This is a genomic window from Gammaproteobacteria bacterium, assembly GCA_041395445.1.
Classification (GTDB): Bacteria; Pseudomonadota; Gammaproteobacteria; order Xanthomonadales; family Marinicellaceae; genus NORP309.
Map to the genome: position 1 here is coordinate 102,615 of JAWLAO010000005.1, position 22,947 is coordinate 125,561.

At 37.0% G+C, this 22,947-nt stretch carries 20 protein-coding genes and 8 tRNA genes; 22 read left to right on the forward strand and 6 right to left on the reverse strand.

What is annotated here, in order from left to right; translation table 11 throughout:
- The first annotated feature begins 223 nt into the window (after positions 1-223).
- The 15 genes from R3F25_09675 to coq7 all read left to right on the forward strand — a co-directional run bounded on the left by R3F25_09675 (position 224) and on the right by coq7 (position 10,401).
- Positions 224-314, forward strand: a tRNA-Ser gene (locus tag R3F25_09675).
- Between the two features lie 129 nt (positions 315-443).
- Positions 444-520, forward strand: a tRNA-Arg gene (locus R3F25_09680).
- 253 nt (positions 521-773) lie between these two features.
- Positions 774-850, forward strand: a tRNA-Pro gene (locus tag R3F25_09685).
- Positions 851-860: 10 nt separating this feature from the next.
- Positions 861-937, forward strand: a tRNA-Arg gene (locus R3F25_09690).
- Positions 938-943: 6 nt separating this feature from the next.
- Positions 944-1,019 (forward strand) — tRNA-His (locus R3F25_09695).
- A gap of 80 nt (positions 1,020-1,099) precedes the next feature.
- Positions 1,100-1,184 (forward strand) — tRNA-Leu (locus R3F25_09700).
- Between the two features lie 29 nt (positions 1,185-1,213).
- On the forward strand, positions 1,214-2,518 hold the full coding sequence (gene tig, locus R3F25_09705) for a trigger factor (protein ID MEZ5497080.1): 1,305 nt from the start codon (positions 1,214-1,216) through the stop codon (positions 2,516-2,518).
- Between the two features lie 22 nt (positions 2,519-2,540).
- Positions 2,541-3,146, forward strand: a complete 606-nt coding sequence (gene clpP / locus R3F25_09710; GenBank protein MEZ5497081.1) for an ATP-dependent Clp endopeptidase proteolytic subunit ClpP — start codon at positions 2,541-2,543, stop codon at positions 3,144-3,146.
- Between the two features lie 250 nt (positions 3,147-3,396).
- Positions 3,397-4,677, forward strand: a complete 1,281-nt coding sequence (gene clpX, locus R3F25_09715) for an ATP-dependent Clp protease ATP-binding subunit ClpX (protein MEZ5497082.1) — start codon at positions 3,397-3,399, stop codon at positions 4,675-4,677.
- 3 nt (positions 4,678-4,680) lie between these two features.
- A complete protein-coding gene (lon, locus tag R3F25_09720; protein MEZ5497083.1) occupies positions 4,681-7,086 on the forward strand; it encodes an endopeptidase La in 2,406 nt (801 codons plus the stop codon).
- Between the two features lie 193 nt (positions 7,087-7,279).
- Positions 7,280-7,552, forward strand: coding sequence for an HU family DNA-binding protein (locus tag R3F25_09725; GenBank protein MEZ5497084.1), 273 nt, complete (start codon positions 7,280-7,282; stop codon positions 7,550-7,552).
- A 27-nt stretch (positions 7,553-7,579) separates the two neighbouring features.
- Positions 7,580-7,655 (forward strand) — tRNA-Val (locus tag R3F25_09730).
- Between the two features lie 8 nt (positions 7,656-7,663).
- A tRNA-Asp gene (locus R3F25_09735) sits at positions 7,664-7,740 on the forward strand.
- A gap of 64 nt (positions 7,741-7,804) precedes the next feature.
- Positions 7,805-9,715 carry a SurA N-terminal domain-containing protein gene (locus R3F25_09740; protein ID MEZ5497085.1) on the forward strand — a complete coding sequence of 637 codons (1,911 nt, stop codon included), beginning with the start codon at positions 7,805-7,807 and terminating at the stop codon, positions 9,713-9,715.
- A gap of 41 nt (positions 9,716-9,756) precedes the next feature.
- Positions 9,757-10,401, forward strand: a complete 645-nt coding sequence (gene coq7 / locus R3F25_09745) for a 2-polyprenyl-3-methyl-6-methoxy-1,4-benzoquinone monooxygenase (protein MEZ5497086.1) — start codon at positions 9,757-9,759, stop codon at positions 10,399-10,401.
- A gap of 6 nt (positions 10,402-10,407) precedes the next feature.
- Here coq7 and R3F25_09750 read toward each other — a convergent pair whose 3' ends face one another.
- Positions 10,408-10,875: a D-alanyl-D-alanine carboxypeptidase family protein gene (locus R3F25_09750; protein ID MEZ5497087.1), complete on the reverse strand. Its 468-nt coding sequence runs from the start codon at positions 10,873-10,875 to the stop codon at positions 10,408-10,410.
- 235 nt (positions 10,876-11,110) lie between these two features.
- Entirely contained in the window at positions 11,111-11,500 is a 390-nt protein-coding gene (locus R3F25_09755) for a GFA family protein (protein MEZ5497088.1), read from the reverse strand.
- Between the two features lie 119 nt (positions 11,501-11,619).
- Between R3F25_09755 and yajC the strand changes: the two genes are divergently transcribed.
- The 5 genes from yajC to R3F25_09780 all read left to right on the forward strand — a co-directional run bounded on the left by yajC (position 11,620) and on the right by R3F25_09780 (position 16,300).
- A complete protein-coding gene (gene yajC / locus R3F25_09760) occupies positions 11,620-11,955 on the forward strand; it encodes a preprotein translocase subunit YajC (GenBank protein MEZ5497089.1) in 336 nt (111 codons plus the stop codon).
- 74 nt (positions 11,956-12,029) lie between these two features.
- Positions 12,030-13,889: a protein translocase subunit SecD gene (gene secD / locus R3F25_09765; protein ID MEZ5497090.1), complete on the forward strand. Its 1,860-nt coding sequence runs from the start codon at positions 12,030-12,032 to the stop codon at positions 13,887-13,889.
- Between the two features lie 10 nt (positions 13,890-13,899).
- Entirely contained in the window at positions 13,900-14,832 is a 933-nt protein-coding gene (secF, locus tag R3F25_09770; GenBank protein MEZ5497091.1) for a protein translocase subunit SecF, read from the forward strand.
- 62 nt (positions 14,833-14,894) lie between these two features.
- Positions 14,895-15,380, forward strand: coding sequence for a hypothetical protein (locus R3F25_09775; protein MEZ5497092.1), 486 nt, complete (start codon positions 14,895-14,897; stop codon positions 15,378-15,380).
- Positions 15,377-16,300, forward strand: a complete 924-nt coding sequence (locus R3F25_09780) for an XdhC family protein (GenBank protein MEZ5497093.1) — start codon at positions 15,377-15,379, stop codon at positions 16,298-16,300. The genes R3F25_09775 and R3F25_09780 overlap by 4 nt, the downstream gene beginning before the upstream one ends.
- Positions 16,301-16,305: 5 nt before the next feature.
- On the opposite strand, the gene R3F25_09785 is transcribed toward R3F25_09780, so the two are convergent.
- Entirely contained in the window at positions 16,306-17,487 is a 1,182-nt protein-coding gene (locus R3F25_09785; protein MEZ5497094.1) for a serine/threonine-protein kinase, read from the reverse strand.
- A 161-nt stretch (positions 17,488-17,648) separates the two neighbouring features.
- On the opposite strand from R3F25_09785, the gene R3F25_09790 reads away from it, so the two are divergent.
- The gene (locus R3F25_09790) at positions 17,649-19,094 is read left to right on the forward strand and encodes a wax ester/triacylglycerol synthase family O-acyltransferase (protein ID MEZ5497095.1); all 1,446 of its coding nucleotides are present in this window, start codon (positions 17,649-17,651) and stop codon (positions 19,092-19,094) included.
- Here R3F25_09790 and R3F25_09795 read toward each other — a convergent pair whose 3' ends face one another.
- Positions 19,095-19,823 (reverse strand): 16S rRNA (uracil(1498)-N(3))-methyltransferase, encoded by a 729-nt coding sequence (locus R3F25_09795; protein MEZ5497096.1) that lies wholly within the window; start codon positions 19,821-19,823, stop codon positions 19,095-19,097.
- A 222-nt stretch (positions 19,824-20,045) separates the two neighbouring features.
- Here R3F25_09795 and R3F25_09800 point away from each other — a divergent pair, with 222 nt between their 5' ends.
- Positions 20,046-20,666, forward strand: a complete 621-nt coding sequence (locus R3F25_09800; GenBank protein MEZ5497097.1) for a hypothetical protein — start codon at positions 20,046-20,048, stop codon at positions 20,664-20,666.
- Positions 20,667-20,680: 14 nt separating this feature from the next.
- On the opposite strand, the gene R3F25_09805 is transcribed toward R3F25_09800, so the two are convergent.
- Both R3F25_09805 and glmS read right to left on the reverse strand, forming a co-directional pair.
- A complete protein-coding gene (locus tag R3F25_09805; protein ID MEZ5497098.1) occupies positions 20,681-20,938 on the reverse strand; it encodes a YcgL domain-containing protein in 258 nt (85 codons plus the stop codon).
- Positions 20,935-22,767: a glutamine--fructose-6-phosphate transaminase (isomerizing) gene (glmS, locus tag R3F25_09810; GenBank protein ID MEZ5497099.1), complete on the reverse strand. Its 1,833-nt coding sequence runs from the start codon at positions 22,765-22,767 to the stop codon at positions 20,935-20,937. The genes R3F25_09805 and glmS overlap by 4 nt, the downstream gene beginning before the upstream one ends.
- Between the last annotated feature and the right edge of the window lie 180 nt (positions 22,768-22,947).

Sequence of the window (22,947 nt, forward strand, 5' to 3'; positions counted from 1 at the left end):
AGAAGTTTTTCCGATTAATAAATAATTCTTATTACACTGTCGGGAAAAATAACCTTAAAGGTTTAATTGTTTGGAGAGATGGCCGAGAGGCTGACTAAATCGTCTGGAACGATTTGAACAGCCACAGGCTGGCCCGAAGGGTGGAGGACAGGAGTCCGAAATAATGCGCTGCGCCTTGTATGATGCATCGCAGATTTACTGTTCGGAGTAAAGATACAATTTTGGAGAGATGGCCGAGAGGCTGAAGGCGCTCCCCTGCTAAGGGAGTATGGGTTAAAAGCTCATCGAGGGTTCGAATCCCTCTCTCTCCGCCATATTCAAAGAGATTCATTTTATGAGTTAATTTGAATTCTTTCTAGAATTATGAAAAAAGTTAATTTCAATTAACATTGATATTGACATTAAATGAGCAAATCATCATAATTCGCGTCTGCTTGAAAAATGCGCCCGTAGCTCAGCTGGATAGAGTACCTGGCTACGAACCAGGCGGTCGGAGGTTCGAATCCTTCCGGGCGCGCCAATCAGGCAGAAACTTGTGATTTTTTTCATAAAAGTCATAATTGTCGAAAATGACAAGAAACATTAACTCCAGCTAGGTTTTTCTACCACTGAAGTGGTGTTTTGAAAAATAAGACTTGAATTAATGATAGTTAATGGAAAAACACGGGCTTTTTAATAAATATTTGGAAAATATCATTGACCTAAGGTTGGATAGTAAATAAAATTCCACGCCTTATTTTGATATGATAGATTTGATAATCTAGGAATATTGTCGGGGTATAGCGCAGTCTGGTAGCGCAACTGCTTTGGGAGCAGTGGGTCGGGAGTTCGAATCTCTCTACCCCGACCAATTTGAATAAGCGTCCGTAGCTCAACTGGATAGAGCATCGCCCTTCTAAGGCGAGGGTTGCAGGTTCGAGTCCTGCCGGGCGTGCCATTTGTGGCGGCTGTAGTTCAGTTGGTAGAGCCCAGGATTGTGATTCCTGTTGTCGCGGGTTCGAGTCCCGTCGGCCGCCCCAATATTCTCAGATTCCAATCGAAAATAATCACATCACATGTCAAATATAGTAGCTTTCTTGTATTTTCAAGGTAAGCAAATGCGAAAGTGGCGGAATTGGTAGACGCGCTGGATTTAGGTTCCAGTATCGCAAGATGTGAGAGTTCGAGTCTCTCCTTTCGCACCATTCATTCGATGTATAACTTTGGAGCAAACATGCAAATCTCTATAGATAAAAATGAAGGTTTGGAAAGGAATTTAACAGTATCAATTCCTGCAGAAGATATTAAATCAAAAGTAGCAGATAAACTCAAAGAAATCAGCAAGCAAGTTAAAATCAAAGGGTTCAGACCCGGTCGAGTACCTAACAATGTGCTGAATAATAAATTTGGAAAACATGCCAGACAAGAAGTTCTTGGTGAAATGATGAACTCAATCATCCAAGACGCTGTTAAAGAGCATGAACTTTCAATTGCCGAAGCTCCTCAAGTGACCGAAGCCAAAGACTTGGATGATGGTGGTTATTCATTTAAAGCAAAACTGGAAGTTTTGCCGGAAATTCCTGAAATTGACTTCTCTAAAGTTAAAGTAAAGAATGAAACTGCTGAAGTTGATGACAAAGATGTTGATGGCATGATTGCTAAACTTCAAAAACAAAAGCAAGAGTGGAAAGATTCAAAAGCTGCCATTAAAAAGGGAGACTTGGTAACTATCGAGTATGTAGCCAAAAAGGGTAAAAAGAATGTTCACCCTGAGGAAGGAAAAGAAAAAATGGGTATCCTTTTGGGTGAAAGCGGAGTTCCGGATGAACTTGTTTCTGCAATTGTTGGTATGAAAATTGAAGAAAGTAAATCTGAGGAAATTGAGTTCCCTGAAGCATTCAATGTGAAACCAATGGCTGGGCAAAAATTAAAAATTGATTTTGAAGTGGTCAGCCATAAACGTGGAAAATTACCTAAAGTCGATGAGGAGTTTGTGAAATCATTTGGCGTTGACTCAGGTAAAGAAGAAGATTTACGTAATGAAATCGCCGACAATTTAAAACGTGAATTAAAAAACGTCATACAAGCCAAAAATAAAACGGCAGTTCTGAAAGCATTGCGAGAAGAAGTTAAAGACCTTGCAATTTCAGATAAGATGATTGCTAGAGAAAGCGCAGCTTTAGCACATCAATCAATGGAACAAGCCAGACAAATGGGAATTCAAAACCCTCCTCATCCGGATCACAAAAACTTTGAAGGTTTGGCAAAAGAAAGAATTCTTAATTCTTTGTTAATCAGTAACATTGCGAAAAAGCAAAATGTTCAAGTGGATTACACAAAAGTGAGAGAAAAAATCATCGAAATTTCTCAAACCTTTGAAAACCCTTCAGAAATTGTCGAGTATTATTACAAAACGCCTGAGTTGTTATCTTCAATTGAGGGTTCTGTTCTTGAAAATCAAGTTATTGACTGGGTTACAGCAAATGTTGATTTGAGCAGTAAAAAAGTTTCATTTGATAAAATAATGGAATCTGCATAATTTAATTCTTTCGGAGTCAGATATGTCTAAGCATGAAGAAATGATGAATTTAGTTCCAATGGTTGTTGAACAAACTTCCAGAGGTGAGCGTTCGTATGATATTTTTTCACGACTATTAAAAGAAAGAATTATTTTTATGATTGGGCAAGTCGAAGAAAGAATGGCCAACTTAATTGTTGCTCAATTGCTATTTCTTGAAGCTGAAAACTCTGAGAAAGATATTTCACTTTATATCAATAGTCCGGGTGGAGTTGTAACTGCAGGAATGTCAATTTATGACACGATGCAATTTATCAAACCGGATGTGAGTACCATTTGCATGGGGCAAGCAGCCAGTATGGGGTCGTTAATTCTTTCTGCCGGAGCGAAAGGAAAAAGATACTCATTACCTAATTCAAGAATTATGATTCACCAGTTATCAGGTGGATATCAGGGACAGGCCTCCGATATTGATATTCATGCTCGTGAAGCCTTGAAATTAAAAACCAGATTGAATGAAGTTATGGCAAAGCACACCGGTAAAACTGTTGAGCAGATTGAGAAAGACACTGATCGTGATAACTTTTTCAGTGCTGATGAAGCAGTTGAATATGGATTAATTGACAAGGTTATAACAAAACGAAAATAATCAAACTTTATATCAACAAAAGCCGGTAATTCAAATCATTGAGTTATCGGCTTTTTTTATTTTACAAAGTAACAAAAAATAACTTTAAATTGATGATAATTGCCCCAATAATGGCTGTTGACCAGATTATTGTCAAAAAAGCGAATTATCTGTAAAAAGAAGGTTCGCATACAAGTTTCAAATTTAGTAGAATGAACTTTGACGATAATGTGAAGTCAAGCAAGTTAATTGGCAAGTTGGAAATAGAACGATGACAAAGAAAAGAGATGAAGGCAATAAGGATGATTTGAAATACTGCAGTTTTTGCGGGAAGAGCCAAAAAGAAGTTCCTAAGTTAATTGCTGGTCCAAGTGTTTACATTTGTGACGAGTGTGTCGATTTATGTAATGAAATTATTCGTGAAGAATTTGAGGAAGCAATTTCTGATGAAGAAATGGCATTACCTTCACCAAAAACGATTCATCAATATCTTAATGATTATGTGATTGGTCAAGAACATGCCAAGAAAGTACTTTCCGTTGCAGTTTATAATCATTACAAAAGAGTTCGATCCAATCAAAAAAATAAAAATCACAAAGATCAAGTTGAGCTCTCGAAATCAAATATTTTATTGGTTGGTCCAACAGGTTCCGGTAAAACATTGCTTGCAGAAACTCTTGCCAGAGTGCTAAATGTTCCATTCACAATTGCAGACGCTACATCTCTGACGGAAGCTGGCTATGTGGGAGAAGATGTTGAAAATATTATTCAAAAACTCCTGCAAAAGTGTGATTACGATGTTGAGAAAGCTGAAAGCGGTATTGTATATCTTGATGAAATTGACAAAATTTCTCGGAAATCTGACAATCCTTCGATTACTCGTGATGTTTCCGGTGAAGGTGTACAGCAAGCTCTGTTAAAATTGATCGAAGGGACTGTTGCTTCAGTGCCACCTCAAGGTGGACGTAAGCATCCTCAACAAGAATTCTTGCAAGTAGATACGAAAAATATTTTGTTTATTTGTGGTGGGGCGTTTTCTGGTTTGGAGAAAATCATTGAAAGACGTTCGCAAAAAACAGGAATTGGATTTTCCGCAGAAGTCAAAAGTAAAAAGTCAGACAAAGAAGAATTGGCTTTATTTACTGATTTACAACCGGACGACTTAGTCAATTATGGTTTGATTCCTGAGTTTGTGGGGCGATTACCGGTTGTAGCTACACTTGAAATGCTGGATGAAAAGGCATTAATTAAAATATTGGTAGAACCGAAGAATGCTATCACTAAACAATTTAAATATATGTTTGAATTGGATGATGTTGAACTCGATATTCGTGACGACGCATTAATCGCAATTGCAAAGCAAGCCTTGAAACGCAAAACCGGTGCGCGTGGTCTTCGTACGATTATGGAAAAAGCATTGCTAGATATTATGTACGATATCCCTGATATGAAAGATGTTAAAAAAGTCGTCATTGATCGCGCAGTGATTGAAGAAGGTAATAATCCCATTGTTGTAAGAGACAGTGTCGCAAAAGTAGTGAATGAAAATTAATTTATGACATCAACTGAAAACAATTTGACAGCGGTTTTGCCACTTAGGGATTTAGTTATTTTCCCGGGAATGGTGGTTCCATTATTTGTTGGTCGTGAAAAATCATTGAAAGCATTAGAGCATTCAATGAAAAATAATAAACCGATTGTGCTGGTTTCACAGAAAAACGCTGAAACCGATAACCCGGGAATTGAAGACATTTATTCTATTGGAACATTAGCGAATATTTTGCAAATGGTCAAATTACAGGATGGCACACATAAAGTTCTCATTGAGGGAATCCACAAAGTTGGTCTCAATCATATTCAGGATGGAGAGTTTTTTACTTCTGTAATTGCAAAGATTGAAGATACCAAAACATTAAAACCACATGAGCTGGAAGTTTTAGTAAAATCTTTAAAAAAGCAATTTGACTATTTTTCCAAGCAAGATAGCAAAATTCCAAAAGAACTGATTAGCTCTGTCACTAATATTGATGATGCTTCTAAGCTGGCAGATACCATATCCGCTCATATCAATATCAGTCTGGATAAAAAGCAAGATTTATTAGAGCAACCGGATGTTGCTAAAAGGATTGAGTCGTTATTGATGGTTCTTGATACAGAACTCGAGATGATTGAAGTCGAGAAGAAAATTCGTAAGAGAGTTAAAAAACAGATTGAAAGGAATCAAAAAGAATATTATCTGAACGAACAAATTAAGGCAATTCAACGAGAGCTGACTGATATTGATGAGAAGAACTCAGAATATGGTGAATTAGAAAAGAAAATTGCAGAGACAAAACTCAGTCAGAATGCTAGAGAAAAGGTTTTACAAGAGTTTAGAAAATTAAAACTCATGCCTCCGATGTCAACCGAGGCAACAGTAGTCAGAAACTATCTGGATACCATACTTAATCTTCCTTGGGAAAAACGCAATAAAGTTAAAACAGATTTAGAATATGCACGTAAAATTCTGGATGAAGACCATTTTGGTTTGGAAGAAGTCAAAGAGAGAATTTTAGAATTTCTTGCAGTCCAAAAACGCAAGAAAAAAATGAAAGGTCCGATAATGTGTTTAGTCGGTCCACCTGGTGTTGGAAAAACATCTCTTGGAAAGTCCATTGCAAAAGCAACAAGTCGTGTTTATAGCCGTATGTCTTTAGGAGGCGTCAGGGATGAGGCGGAGATTCGTGGCCATCGAAGAACTTATATTGGTTCGATGCCGGGAAGAATCATTCAAAATCTGACAAAAGCCAAATCATGCAATCCATTAATGCTACTAGACGAGTTGGATAAAATGAGTTCTGACTTTCGTGGCGATCCGTCATCAGCATTACTAGAGGTGTTAGATCCCGAACAAAACAGCACATTCGCTGATAATTATCTGGATATGGAATTTGACTTGTCAGAAGTGATGTTTATTGCAACTGCAAACTCACTCAATATTCCAGGTCCTTTGCGGGATCGTATGGAAGTTATAAGTATTCCGGGTTATACAGAGCACGAAAAAATTGAAATTGCGATAAAATATTTAATACCTAAACAGATCGAATCCAATGGATTGAAGAAAAGTGAGCTGACAATCAGCAGAGCGGGTATCAGAGAAATCATCAGATACTATACCAAAGAGTCCGGTGTCAGAAATCTGGAAAGGGAAATCTCCAAAGTTTGTCGGAAGGTCGTTAAACAAATTTTAACTGACGAAAAAATTAAAAAAATAAATATTTCAATCAAAAATATCGAAGAGTATCTGGGTGTCAGAAAAACCAATTATGGCAAAGCTGAGCAAAAGAACGAGGTTGGAATGGTAACAGGGTTAGCTTGGACCGAAGTTGGTGGTGAGTTGTTACAAATCGAATCAACTGTGCTACCTGGAAATGGCAAGCAAATCCTAACCGGACATCTGGGTAAGGTTATGAAAGAGTCCATTCAAGCCTCTTACTCAGTTGTAAAATCAAAAGCTCAGTCATTGGGAATCGACATCGCCGCATTGGAACAAAAAGACATTCATATTCATGTGCCTGAAGGAGCAACTCCCAAAGATGGTCCTAGTGCCGGTATTGGTATGTGTGTTGCATTGGTTTCGGCATTAACAAATAACCCTGTTCGCTCTGAAATTGCAATGACAGGCGAAATAACATTACGTGGAAAAGTCCTTGAAATTGGCGGTTTAAAAGAGAAACTATTAGCCGCTTTACGCGGAGGAATAAAAAAAGTAATAATTCCATTTGACAATGCAAAGGATTTGATTAAAATGCCCACTCAGGTTAAAAATGAGCTGGAAATCATACCTGTTAAATATATCGAAGAAGTATTTGAAATTGCATTGGAGAAGGGGTTGAAACCTATATCTGATGAAGATTTTAGTGTCATGCTTGGTATAGATAAAGGTGCTAAAAAGCCACCTCGTGAAACATTTAGTCACTAACTAAATACTTAAACTCAGAGTGTGGTTGATTGCTTAGCGAAATACTGAAATTATTGGTAAATAATTTAAAAAAAAATACCACTTTTGAAAACAATAGAGTACAATTCGTTTTCGGAATTTTTACTGAATAAGAATATATCTAAAAGTTAATCTCAAAAGGATTTACTTTTTTAAAAATTGGAGTTTATACAATATGAAAAAAGCAGATTTTGTTAAAGAAGTAGCTGAAAAAGCAGGCGTATCACAAGCTACAGCTAACTCTTGCTTGGAAGCAATGATTGGAACAGTAACAGATTGTTTGAAAGATGGGGATTCTTTGACTTTTGTTGGATTTGGAACTTTCTCTGTAAAAGAAAGAGCAGCAAGAAAAGGTCGCAATCCAAGAACTGGTGCTACAATTGACATTAAAGCATCAAAAGTTCCAACTTTCAAAGCGGGTAAAGCATTAAAAGACGCTTTAAACTAATAAATAAGCCCTAATTTGAAAAATATTGGGTGCTTAGCTCAGCTGGGAGAGCATCGCCCTTACAAGGCGAGGGTCGGGGGTTCGATCCCCTCAGCACCCACCAAACAATGCGGAGTGGTAGTTCAGTTGGTTAGAATACCGGCCTGTCACGCCGGGGGTCGCGGGTTCGAGTCCCGTCCACTCCGCCACTTATCAGAAAGGGTGTCAATGTGACACCCTTTTTTTATTACACAATTAAAATAGTATAGAATTATGCTAAGAGACATTAAACAACAATCATCAGGTTTAACAGCCAAAATATTACTTGGTTTAATTATAATTTCTTTTGTTTTTTGGGGCGTAGGAAGTCAATTAATGACCTCAGGAAACGATTCAGCAGCTGTTGTCAATGGAGACAAGGTCTCATTTGATGATTTTAACCAAGCGGTTCAGGCTGATAGAAATAGAATGACTCAACAATTTGGCGATAGTTTGGGATCAGAATATTTTGAAACTGAGAATTACAAACGAGGAATTTTAAATCGTTTGGTTGAATCTGAACTTTTAAAACAGGAAGCCAGTAAGTTTTCCTATGATGTCAGACCAGAGCGTATCAAAGAATATATTGAATCAGCTCCGGCACTCCAAATTGATGGAAAGTTCAGTAAAGAAGCTTATGCTAATTATCTGAAAAGTGTCAGAAAATCACCGGAGATGTTGCAAGTTCAGATTGAGGACGAATTAAAAACATCTGCGATTCCATTAATGATTTCTGAGACTGCATTTAGTCTTGATTCTGAAATCAAAAAACAAAATCAACTATCAAAACAAAAGCGTAACTTCGACTATTTTGAATTGTCAGCCAATGACTTTATGGATAAAGTTGAAGTCTCTGATGAAGAAATAGAAAATCATTATACTGAATTTGGTAATGATTATATGACTGAAGAAAAGGTTTCAGTTAACTATATTGAATTATCAGCAGCCGATGTGGCCTCAGAAGTTGAAGTCACTGATGAAGAGGTTGCTACTTACTACACTGCAAAAAAAGACTCTTTGACAAATCCGGAAAAACGCAAAGCATCGCATATATTGCTTCCGGTTAGTGGCGATGATGCAGAAAGTGTCAAAGCTGAGATTGAAAAAGTAGCTGCACGAATAGCGAGTGGTGAAGATTTTGTTGAAGTCGCAAAAGAAGTATCAAAAGATCCGGGTTCAGCTCCTAATGGTGGTGACTTGGGTTGGGTTTCAAAAGGTGATATGGTTAAACCCTTTGAAGATAAGTTATTTTCAATGAATGAGGGAGAAATCTCTGAGCCGGTTCTATCTGATTTCGGTTATCACATTATTAAATTAGATGAAATTCAATTGCCCAATATTCCAACATTGGATGAAATCAAAGAAACACTGGTTGATGAATTAAAGCAAGAAAAATCAAAAGAACTTTTCTTAACCAAAGCTGATGAGTTAGACACAATTGTGATTGACTCAGATAATGTTTTAGAGGTCGCTGCTGAGAACTTTGGCTTGTCAGTTCAGACAACTGAAGCTTTTACCAGAAGAGGTGGTATTGGTGTTTCAGCTAATCAGAATTTTATACAAGCCGCGTTTTCTGATACTGTTAAAACAGATAGTGAAACTAGCCAGATGGTAGACTTGGGTGAAAATCACATCGCCTATCTCCACATCAATGAGCATATGTTACCGACTAAAAAACCTTTAGAAGAAGTTTCAGATATTATTAAAAATAAACTGAAAACAGAGAAATCTAAGGAAATGGCTCAAAAAGAAGTTGAAACATTAGTAGATGCTATTAATAAGGGTGAAAAAACTTTGTCTGAAGCAGCAACTGAGCATGAAAAAACTGTAACGGAAGCAGTTGATGTGGAAAGAATCGGTTCTAAACAGCCATTTATGCTTGTTAAAAATGTATTTAGTTTAAAACTGGATTCTGAGAATAATAAAGTTGTTAAAGTTGACTCTTCAGGAAATTCTTATGCTGTTGTCTTGTTAAAAGCTGTTAGTAACCCTGACTCTGAAAGTTTGACCGAAGAAGACAAGGCTCAAATTGCTTCTCAGATTGAAAGAACTTCAACAAATAATGAAGTCGTTAACTTTACAAATTATCTGAAAAGCAAGGCAGATGTGAATATTAACGAAAAGATATTTGAAACTAATCAATAATGAACTCTGAGTGATGTCTTTTGACATCACTCATTTGCAATATGCGTAACAATACTCAATCAATTTCCGATAAAATATTTGGCGAATTTGATCGTTTTTTAAAGATTGTTGCCCACAAGCCGGCAGCACCTCATACTCCAACTCCCAAAAGCGAAGCTATTGATGTTGAATTGTCAGATTATGATAAGCGCAACATCCAAGGTTTGATGCGTATTAATCACACCGGAGAAGTGTGTGCTCAGGCACTTTATTATGGACAGGCAATGTTTGCCAAAGATGGCTCAACTCATGCTCATTTGATTCAAGCTGCCGCTGAGGAACATGATCACTTATACTGGTGCCAAGAAAGGTTAGATGATTTAGGGGCAAGAGTTAGTATCTTAAATCCCTTTTGGTATATCAGTTCATTTGCTTTGGGTGCGACTGCAGCCTTTTTTGGTGATAGAGTCAGTTACGGTTTTGTCATTGAAGTTGAAAATCAGGTTGAAGATCATTTACAGGAACATATTGAACAAATTCCACAAGAAGATATAAAAACTCACGCAATCCTCAAACAAATGCAATTAGATGAAATTCGTCATGCAAATGATGCCAGAGATGCCGGAGGAGTGGACTTACCAATTCCTGTAAAGAAAATCATGGCAGCAATGTCAAAATTTATGAAATTTTTGGTGTACAGAATTTAATAATCCCTAAAAGTCAGGCTGAAAACACCAGTGCCAAGGTTCATAAATAACTCCCGTTGAGTTATTTCTAGGATAAGAAAGATAAAAACCAAATTGATTCGCATTCTGAACTAGCCAAGTAAAAGCATCGCTCTTTTCAAACTCTTCTTCCAGAACGGCTTCACCTTTAGAAGTTAAATCAATGGCAAACCCTGTATGATGTTCGCTAAAACCGGGTAAGACATTAACTTTAAGAATTTCTTCTAATTTCTGACCTTTGTCAATTTTATTAAGAATTAGCTTTTTTTGATACTGAATAGACCTAAATGCTGAAACAACCTGGAGTTTGATGCCATCTTTTTTTGCGGCCTTCTTCATTTTTTTCCAGTATTTTCCTGCAAGTGGATGAAGAAAAATATCACGATTAAATATATCTTTCTTGAATCTTTTTAATCGACCGGCTTCAAAATGAACGGGGAATGAGTATTCATCTATTTCAGTGAAGATATTATTAATTTTTTTTAAATGTTGCCAATATAGTTCTAACCAGTTATCGGCTGAAGGGTGTAAAAACAACGATTTAGCCTCAGTTTTATAGGATTTGTTATTATATTTTTCTTTCAGCTTAACTTTAATTTTATCTTTTTTAACAAGAAGTTTCCCTATTTTTTTATTGTCAAATCGATCCAATATGAAATAAGTATCTGAGGATGATTTGGATAGTGAGATTCTAGTCAGCGATTGATTCAATATTTGCCTCCCAGTTTTTTCCATCAAAGCCTTTGACTTTGAGAGGTAAGTTTGAAAACTCATCTAAGCATCTGACATTGATGCTCCATTGGTCAGGATGTGAACGGGGTTGATAAAATGACTTGATTCCACATTTTTTGCAAAAATAATGGTTAGCAATTTTTTTATTGAATTGATAATTTTCGATATTATTCCAATCCGTTAATAACTCGAAGTCAGATTTTGGAATGATTAGATGTAAAAAACCTGTTTTCTCACAAATACTACAATTACACGCCAGAATTTCAGTATCTTCGATAGGCTGTGAAAGTTGAAAGGAATACCTAACTTGACCGCAATGACAACCGCCTTTATATTCATAATTATTCATGCTATAAATCATACAAGTTTTAATTGATTGTTCAATCTTATATTATCTTTTAGTTTCAAAATATGCGATAATCCTGCGGTTTAAATTTCTTAACAAATTATTAGATTCAGGAGAATTTTATGAGTTTTTTTATTTCTGATGCTGTTGCTCAAACTGCTGGTGCGGCGCAAGCTCCAAGTGCTTGGGGATCTTTGATTCCATTAGTTTTAATTTTTGTTGTTTTTTACTTTTTACTGATTCGCCCGCAACAAAAAAAGATGAAAGCTCATCAAGAAATGGTTGCAGCATTAGCAAAAGGCGATGAAGTCACTACTAATGGTGGGATTTTAGGCAGGATTATTTCTCTGGATGATTCATTTGTAACGCTTGAAATCGATCAAAATGTCACCATAAAACTACAGCGTGGTGCTGTGGCTCATGTTTTACCTAAAGGGACAATAAAGTCAATTAAGTAGTCAAACAAATTAATAAGGCAAGTTGCTTTTAGTCGTCATAGCAAAAAAAACAGTATAAAAAAACAGGAAGAACTATGAACCATTATCCATTATGGAAAAATCTTCTTATCGTCATTATTTTGGCATTGGGTGTGTATTATGCATCGCCGAATTTATACGAAAGAAGTCCGGTTATTCAAACCAGTGCAATTAAAGCACAACCGGTTGATGAAAACTTGGTTGCTCAAATTAGTGAACAATTGGATGCAGCAGGAATTTCCGGGTATAAAATTGTTCAGGAAAATGACACCATCATTACCAAATTTGCTAATGTAGAAGACCAGTTGAAAGGTAAAGAAATCATTAGTAGTCTGGAAGGTTATAAATCAGCATTAAACTTAAGGACTTTTATTCCTGAATGGTTGCAAAACTCGGGCGGAAAAGCTATGAGCTTGGGTTTGGATTTGATGGGTGGAGTTTACTTTCTGATGGAAGTGGATATGGACGAAGCCATGGAAAACAAATACAACCAGATTCGTGGTGATGTTATTCGTATTCTTTCAAAGGAAAAAATTTCTAAAAAAGGGATCAAATGGGATGATGGTAAACTATTGGTAACTTTTAAATCAGAAGAATTGGCATCTAATGCATTTGATAAATTAAGAAAGCAAGTAGCCGATGTGAGTTTTAAACAACGAAATCTGGATGGCGTTGAAACTTTGATTGGGACTTTGAAAGAGACCTCAATTTCTGAAATTAAAAACAAGTCGATTGAACAAAATATTTCGACAATCCGTAGCCGTGTTAATGAATTTGGTGTTTCAGAACCAATTGTTCAAAAACAAGGAGCGGATCGTATTGTTGTACAACTTCCGGGTGTGCAGGATTCTTCTGAAATTAAAGACACATTGGGTTCCGTGGCTACTTTGGAATATCGCGCAGTGAATATGGACTCAACACAAAATGCTTACCAAATTCATCAATCTGGCAAACCGGCACCTTTGGGCTATAAAATTTATTTTGAATCAGATGGTCAACCGGTTTTATTAAGTAATCGTATTATTGTTTCCGGAGATCAATTGATAGATGCAACTGCTGGAATCAACCAGGAAACAGGTCAACCACAAGTATCGGTTCGATTGAATAGTATTGGCGCAAAACGCATGCTTGATTTTACCAAGGATAATGTTGGTAATAATATGGCCGTTGTATATAAAGACCGTGAATTAATAAGTACCGATCCTGAAACCGGTAAAAAAATCTATCGCCCAAGAGAAACCGTTATTAGTAATGCGGTAATTAATGGAGTCTTTAGTGACCGTTTCCAAACATCAGGTTCAATGACAACAAAGGATGCGTCAAAACTGGCATTATTGTTACGTTCAGGCTCACTGTCAGCACCGGTTGAAATCGTCAGAGAAAGAACAATCGGACCTTCTTTAGGTAAGGAAAACATTGAAAAAGGTTTTAAATCTGTTGCTACAGGTTTCGTCCTGGTTTTGGTATTTATGCTAATTTACTACAAAGTTTTCGGTATTGTTGCGAATATTGCTTTGACATTTAATGTGGTATTAATGGTTGCCTTGTTGTCTCTATTAGGAGCGACATTAACTTTGCCGGGGATTGCCGGGATTGTATTAACCGTTGGTATGGCGGTGGATGCAAATATCTTGATTTTTGAGAGGATAAGAGAGGAGTTGAGACTTGGTAACTCCCCTCAAGGAAGCATTAAAGCCGGCTATGACAAGGCATTGTCAACTATTGCAGATGCCAATGTGACCACTTTTATTGCTGCTATTGTGCTATTTGCTTTTGGAACTGGGCCAATTAAAGGCTTTGCTGTGACATTAAGTATCGGTATTGTCACATCAATGTTTACGGCAATTATGGTTTCCAGAGCGATTGTAAATTTGATTTATGGTCGTAAACGCAAATTGCAATCATTGTCAATTTAAGGAGAAGAACATGAAATTTCTAACTAAATTAAAATTTGATTTTATGTCTTATCGTAAGGCAGCTTTGGTTTTGTCTCTGACCTTGATTGCGATTTCAATCTCAGCTTTATTTGTTCGGGGGTTGAATTTCGGATTGGATTTTACTGGTGGAACCGCTGTCGTTGTAGAGTTTGAAAATAGCCCAAACTTAGAATCCATTCGATCTGCTTTGGAAAAAGATAGCTTTGTGGATGCTTCAGTCCAAAGTTTTGGTTCAGCAAAATCGGTACAAATTCGCTTTCAATCCAAGAACGAAGAAGAGTCAACCCAGTTGAGAGATCAAATTGAAAGAGTGATTCTTTCAATGGACGCTACAGCAGAAGTGGGTAGAGGTGATTTCATCGGCTCTCAAGTTGGAGATGAATTAGTTGAGCAGGGTTCTCTGGCAATTTTATATGCTATCTTGGGTATTTTGTTGTATGTGACGATTCGATTTGAATGGCGCTTTTCACTGGGCTCAGTTATTGCATTGGTGCATGACGTAATAATCACTGTTGGTGTGTTTTCAATCACGCAGATTGAGTTTGATTTAACGATTCTTGCTGCATTGTTGGCGGTGATAGGTTATTCACTCAACGATACTATTGTAGTGTTTGACCGTGTGAGGGAAAATTTTCTGTCAATGCGCAAGAAAACTCCGCAAGAAGTTTTCAATGTCTCCATTAGCCAAACCCTTTCAAGAACGGTGATTACTTCGTTTACCACATTATTAGTATTACTGGCGTTGTTCTTCCTTGGTGGTACAATGATTCACGGGTTTGCTTTTGCTTTGATTGTTGGTATTGTTGTGGGAACATATTCCTCAATCTTTGTAGCAAGCACATCGACATTGGCTCTGGGCGTATCTCGTGATGATTTGTTACCGGCAGAAAAAGAAGGAGCAAATCTGGATCATATTCCGTAGCATTAATTCAGAATCTGTGCTTTAGTCCCCTCTTGAGAGGGGATTAAAGATGTGTAACTTCTATGTTCAAACTCATTTACACCAAAGAAAATATCCTGAAAGGAGTCGTTCTTTATAGTGTATTTGATGCCATTTCTGCGATTATCTTAGGAGAGTTTTCTTTCCAAAGGCTTTTGGGAATGATGTTTTTAGGAGGTACATTTTATGCTTTTGAGATTCCAAGTTATTTCGCATGGATAGAAAAAAAATCTGAGCAGTACCCAATAAAAAGACGACCATTCGTCAAAACTCTTTACGCACTCGCTTATTTCAACCCTTTGTGGATTGCCAGACATTTGATTGTTATAGATTTATTAACTTTTGGAACAATCAATCCTGATATTTTAAATATTTCTTATAAATCATTTCTGTTTAATATTCCTCTTTCATTTTTAGGAAATTTCATAATACAAAACCTGGTTCATTTACAATTCCGTTATGTGGCTAGCGCCATTTTTTCAGGATTGATGGCGATTTATTATGCTTTTGCCAAGGTGTTGTTTGGATGAGTTTTTGGCATCGAATCCATCAAATTTTAGCGGCTAATCAGAATTTATATCTTTTGACAGTGGTTGAGTCCACAGGAAGCGCTCCCGGAAAATCTGGCTTTAAAATGATTGTTGCAGGAAATGGTGAGTTATTCGGTACTATTGGCGGCGGAATTATGGAATATAATTTGGTTGAAAGAGCAAAAGAAAATCTAAAAAGCTCTCTGTTTCAATCTTTTATTGTTAAACAAGTTCATCAAAAACACGATAAAAATAGTTCCGGAATGATTTGCTCCGGCTCTCAAACGATCTCATTTGTTCCATTGCTTGAAAAAAACTTATCTGCGATTGAACAATGTCTCAATCAAGAACAAATGATTGAACTGAGTTCGTACGGTTTTTCAATCATCAATTTTGAGAATCAATCAGGGTTTGAAAATGTTTCTGAGAACGATTGGTATTATCGTGAACTTATTAATCACAAACCAAAAGTTCATATTTTCGGGGCAGGGCATGTGAGTTTTGCAACCTCTGAGCTATTGTCTAAACTGAATTTTGATCTGCATTTATACGATAACAGGGAAAATATCAATACATTCGATAATAACCATTTTGTCTCCGAGAAATCTATTATTGATTACAAAACAATCAATCAGTATATTGAAGTTAAAGAAAAAGACTATGTGTTAATAATGACACACAAATTTTTTGAAGATAAATTAATATTGTCACAACTTATCAGTCAAACTGTGAAGTATTTGGGCGTATTAGGCAGTAAAAGTAAAATGCAGGCTTTATTTTCCGAGCTGACCAATGAAGGATTTAGCAAAACACAATTAGAACAAATTAATACTCCGATTGGTTTGAGTATCAATAGCGAAACGACTGATGAAATCGCTGTGAGTATTGCTGCGGAATTGATTAAAGTTAAGAATAGTTGAGTTAATCAACTATCGCATTTAGCGACAATTTCGTTGAGAAGCTTTTTGTTTAATGTCCCTAGATACTGTCTGGATTCCGTATTTTTACAATCAAATTCGGTCAGAATCTGAATATACATATTTTCAGCATTCTTCAACTGTTTGGTGCGGAGAAATGACTTTGCAGCAGCTAATTTATCAACCATTTCCAGTTCCTGCTCCGGTGTGAGATTTGTTTGTTTCACTTCAACTTTTTCTTGAGAAAGATACCAAAAACCAATTCCGGCAACGCCAACTGCAATGATTGCCAATAAAATATAAACCAGCAAATTATTTGACTTAGCGGGAGTGGCTTGAGTGAGTGGTATAAACCCTTGAGTGGTGTTAGAACCTTGTCTTTCAAGACGTTTGATCCATTTATCCAGAATTAAAGTCAATTGATCGGCCGATTGATAACGATCGTCCGGATCTTTAGCCAATAACCTATCAAGAATGGGTTGCAGCGCTGATTTCTCTTCTGGAAGTGGAGGTGGAGGCTCGTGTACATGAGCATAACTAATGGCAAATGTGTCATCACCTTCAAAAAGTTTTCTGCCAATCAGCATTTCATACATGACAACGCCCAAAGCATACAAATCAGAGCGTTCGTCGATTTCTTTGCCTAAAGCTCTTTCCGGACTCATATAATGTGGTGTTCCTACGACGGCACCAACACGGGTGAACTCACTGGTTTTTCCCTGAGCTTTGGCAATACCAAAATCCAATAATACAGCCTTGCCTTCTTCATTAAACATGATATTTTCAGGCTTAATGTCGCGATGAAGAGTTTTGCGTTTATGCGAATGAGCCAGAGCACTGCTCATATCTTTCATAATGTGCAAGACTTCCAAATCATCCAGAGTTCCACCGCTCAGTTTAGATTTTAAATCGCCACCGGGCAGGATTTCCATTGCCAGATAGTAGTTTTTATCAATAACTCCGCAGGAATAAACCGTAACAATGTTGGGATGATTGAATTGAGCAACCGTATCGCCTTCCTGCTTCAAATCTTCGAGAATTTTCGGGTCATTATTGCTTGGCGAAACAATTTTTATCGCAACTTTTCGTTTAGGCTCTAATTGTTCGCCTAAATAAACTTTAGCCATACCTCCACGGCCAATTTCTTTTATGAGTTTAAAATTTGGAATCTTTAACAGTTCTTCTGTCACAATGAGGTTTCCCGATAATGATACTATTTCGAATAAAAAACTTTGAAAATTCTAACATTATAAAATTGGAATGCCAAATATATTACCAGAGTTACAAATTTATTAGTCATAATTTGAAAATGGCATGATAGAATGGATTTTCAGAAGAGTTTGGGTACAGAATGTTTAACTATTTTGACAATCAGAAAGAGTTCATGCGTAAGGTGGATACGGCCTGGTTGCGTATGGAATCACCGTCCAATCTGATGATGATAACCGGCATGATGTTTCTCGATAAACTCCCGGATTATGATGACTTTCTTGAAATGGTCAGGAATAACTTCCTCAGTTTCAGACGCTTTCGTCAAAAAGCAGTTATGAATTCGACCGGAACCTATTGGCAGGATGATGAATTTTTCGATATCAAAGGTCATGTTCGCCGAGTCGCATTACCCGGAAGTGCTGATTATGCAGAATTACAGGATTTTGTTAGTGACTTGGCATCTTCTCCATTGGATAAATCCAAACCGTTGTGGCAGTTTCATATTGTTGAAAATTATGAAAAAGGACCGGTTGTAGTCATTCGTATTCATCATTGTTATGCTGACGGCATTGCTTTGATTCAAGTGCTGTTATCCATGACCAGCATTAATAGAGAAAAAAGTCTAGCGCTCCGACCCGACAGCAAAAACAAAGAACACCACCGTAAACTGGGAATGGTCAGAAGTTTTGTTGACCCTGCAAAAAAACAATTTAATAACTCATTGAAATTACTTGAAAAATTCAAGGATATTGGCATTGAAGCGATTCAAAATCCGGAACTTTTGGAAAAAGGAGCTTCTGAAGTTATTGATATTGTTGGCGAGTTATATAATGCTTTAACTTTACCCGATGATCCGCAAACAGTTTTCAAGTCGCAATTGAGCGTTCGTAAAAATGCGGCATGGGCTGACTCTATTTGTTTGGGAAAAGTCAAAGCAATCGCCTATGCAACCGGCACTACAGTCAATGACGTTTTGATTTCTAATTTGGCAGGAGCTTTGCGTGAATACATGCTGGATGTCGGCGAAGATCCCGATGATGTAGTGATTAACGCAACTGTTCCTGTGAATTTAAGACCTTTGGAACATGCTAAAAATTTAGGTAATCATTTTGGTCTTGTGTTTTTAAAATTGCCGATCTTCGAGGAAAATCCGTTGAAACGTCTCGAATATGTTCACAATGAGATGAATGAGCTGAAAAAATCCAAACAAGCCATTGTTTCATTCGGGTTGCTGAGTGCCATTGGTTTAGCACCCGAAGCGATTCAAAACATGATGTTGAATTTATTTTCCAAAAAAGCAACAACCGTTTTAACCAATGTTCCCGGACCTCAGGTTCCATTGTATATTGCCGGAAGCCGTGTTGAAAAAATGATGTTCTGGGTTCCGCAAAACGGCACTATCGGCATGGGAATTAGTATTTTGTCTTATAACGGAAAAGTCGAATTCGGTTTGATTGTTGACAAAAACCTAGTCTCAGACCCGCAAAACGTCATCAAGGAATTTCCCAATCAGTTTGATAACCTTCTTGATGCTATGATGATGCACCCTTGGGACGGCGAGATTCATCCTGAAATTTTGGAATAACTAAACAAAATCTCCCCATAAACTGTGAATCGCTGCCAAAATAGCAGGTGCTACGGTTTCTGTTCGCAAAATTCTTTGGCCGAATTGAATTGGAGTTAAGCCTGTTGATTCCAGTTGTTGTAAATCTTTCGGAGACCAGCCACCTTCGGGACCAACAACAATGTCAAATTTTTGCCATTGCAGTTTTGCCAGCTCTGAAATAGTTCGGCTTTTTTCCGGTTCGAGTAAAATTCCTTTGCGTTGTTGATTGCAATATTCTGCTAAGCTGATGGGATTACAAATTTCAGGAATATCGGGACGATAACTCTGCTCACTGGCATTAATTGCAATGCTTTGCCAGTGTTTGAGTTTTTTCTCTACACGATTAGCTGGAAGTTTAACTTCACAAAATTCGCTGAAAATTGGTATGATTTTGTGGATGCCAAGTTCGGTGGCTTTTTGTACGGTGTAATCCATGCGTTCGCCTTTACTCAGACTTTGCACTAACGTGATTTCCAGCTTTGATTTTGGATTTGGAGCTACTTCATTGATAAATTTTGCCTGTATTCCTTTTTTGCTAATTTCTTGAATCTCAATGGAATATTCTTTACCAACATTGTTGAAAAAGTTGATTTGTTGTCCAATCTTAATGCGCAATACATTACGCAGATAATGAGCTTGATCGCCCTCTATGAATATCTGATTGCCGCTTTCAGTTGTTTCAGGATAATAAATTCTTATCAATCGCATGGGTTTAGAATCTCTGAGAATTAATAAATGTAAAAAATATGGAAGTGATTATACAGCTTTTATGATTTGCAATATAATGCAGAGATGAAAATTTTCCTGATACTTTTATCTTCCTTGCTTATATCGGCGTGTACTCCAAGCAATTCTGTATATGTTCGGAAAGATATTTTAGATGAAAACCACAAGATTTCTGAGATTTTAATTGTAGTTGAATATCTCAATATGAAAGAAAACTTGGATGGCAGTTTTACATTTAGTGAAGATGTTAATTTAATCAACCAGGATGAAATATACAATCTGATTTCAGGTGTTTTAAAGGATAAAGGTTATCCCGTTTCTTCGGCCTATCTGAAATCCAGCGGTTTTATTATGGATCGTTCGGTTGTTGTCAGGCATTATTACAACGGAAAGAAAGAAAACAAAATGATTTCTCCACCTTTTATCCTCAGAAGTTTTAATCTGGATGAATCTGTTATTCAGGGCTTGGAAATTTTGATGTATGAACTGAATAAACCGGTGAGTCGTGTTCTTGAAGATTATCGGGCAAATATTTACAACAACTATCTGGAAGTAATGCCGATGATTGATTTGCCGGATGATACAGCCATTCTGTTGGTTGAATCCTACAGACCTAAAAACGCTTTCATGGGAAGTTTTGATGTGGGATTCGGAGTAGGGAATTCAGGTGCTTCAATGGGTTTGTACAATCGTCCGTATAAGCCCAAAACAGAAGTGTTTTTTATTCACAAAGGAAGTGGAGATTTATTATGGTCGAATCAAACGAGTCTATTGGGAGAAGAAAATAAAGAAAAGTTTTTCCAGACTTTTCCGACTCGGCAATAATTAGCAAAGGTCTCTCATGTGTATTTCAATACATTCTTGACAGGATCAGGTGGAAACTGCAAATAATAACCGTTTTCCGATAAGGATTGTTTCACTTTTTGGATATCGGCTTGAGCCAATTGAAAGCGACTGTTCAAATCTAATTCCATCACATGTGTATATTTGCCAACGAGTTTGAGCAATTCAGGTTGTAAATCCTCAATTTGTTCATTATTGCTAAGATAAATGTACAAACCTTCCTTTGTGTCGGAACGATAGATTTGACAAATCATTCGACAGTCACCGATTTTGCCAGATTTCTGGGCTGATCCACATCGTGTCCTAACAATAAAGCAACGTGATAGGAAAGTAGTTGCAATGGAATATTAAAAACAATCGGTGAAATAAATTCACCACTGGCTTCTAATTCAATCAAGTGCAAATCATTTTTATTTAAACCATGATTTCCTTTATGATCAACAAATACAAAAAGCTCTCCACCTCTGGCACGAACTTCTTCAATATTGGATTTGAGTTTTTCCAGCAAAGTATCATTCGGACAAACAGCAATCACCGGCATATCTTTATCAACCAGTGCCAATGGACCGTGTTTGAGCTCTCCGGCGGGATAACCTTCGGCATGAATATAGGAAATTTCCTTGAGTTTTAAAGCACCTTCCAAAGCAATTGGATAATGCACTCCACGACCTAGAAATAAAGCACTGCTGCGGTGAGATATTTTTTCTGCAATTTTGATAATTTTGTCATTTAAAAGCAATGCCTGATTAATCACTCCCGGTAATGTACGAAGTTGTTTGGCAAGATTACATCTTAAGTCAGAATCTATACCATTAATCTCTGCAAACTTAAGTGTTAAAAGAGCCAAAACAGACATTTGTGTTGTTAATGCTTTGGTCGACGCCACACCAATTTCAGGTCCGGCACGTGTCATTAAGCAATAATCACTTTCTCTGTCCAATGTTGAGTTTTGCACATTGCAGATAGCTAAAGTTGCCAGATAATTGTTTTGTTTTTTTGCAAATCTTAAAGCAGCGAGTGAATCCGCAGTTTCACCGGATTGCGAAATTGTTAAAAATAAACTGTTTTTTGGAATAACAGGGTTTCTGTAACGATATTCGCTGGCAATTTCCACTTGGGTAGGGATTCGAGCGATCGATTCCAGCCAATATTTGGCAATTAAGCCGGCATGATAAGATGTTCCACAAGCAATGATATGAATTTGCTCGACGTCATTCAATATTTTTTCCAGTGAATCTTCAATGAAATCATCACAAACCGCACCATCATACAAACGGTCTTGTAATGTATTGGCAACAGCAGTTGGTTGTTCATGGATTTCTTTGAGCATATAGTGTTCAAAACCATCTTTGCTCAACGCTTCAGCGGATAACTCTACTGTTTTTAATTCTCGTTCTGTTGGTTTATCATTTTCATCGTATATTTGGCACCGATCCGGTGTGATTTCGACAATATCTCCTTCTTCAAGATAGTGAAATTGTTTGGTTTCATTGATTAAGGCCTGAACATCTGAGGCAATGAAATTTTCACCTTGACCCAATCCGACGATGAGGGGACTGCCTTTTCTGGCACCGATAATTGTTTCCGGTTCAGCACTATTTGTGATTGCGACCGCATACGCACCGTCCAGTTGTCGAATGGCTTTATGGCAGGCTTTTACGAATCCAAATTCCTTTTGGTAATAATGAATCAAATGCACTAATGTTTCGGTGTCGGTATCTGATTTAAACTGATAACCTTGTTCTTGGAGCATTTTCTTTAATGGTAAATAGTTTTCAATTATTCCATTGTGAACAACTGCAATTGTCTGCTCGGAATCATGCGGGTGAGCGTTATTGTTTGTTGGTTCACCGTGAGTTGCCCAACGGGTGTGTCCGATACCGGAATTTCCTGATACCGGATGTTCTTGTAATTCAACGATCAGATTATTGAGTTTGCCTGCTTTTTTACGAATTTCCAGTTCGGAATCAGTATTTATTGCAATCCCGGCTGAGTCATATCCTCTGTACTCAAGAGTTTTTAATCCGGTTAAAATAATGTCAACAATATTTCGTCTGGCTGATGCCGCAACAATTCCACACATGAATAGTTCTAAATCTTAATTTATCAAGGCAAGCATAATAATTGAAAATAGATAAAATGTCACTTTGTTTTAGGGATGTAATTCAGTATTTAAAAGTGGTAAAAAGTGTTAAGTTTCCTTAGTTTTGAAACGGTTATCGGTGAAATTATAAAAAAAACATTAATAACTTGTACTGTGAGG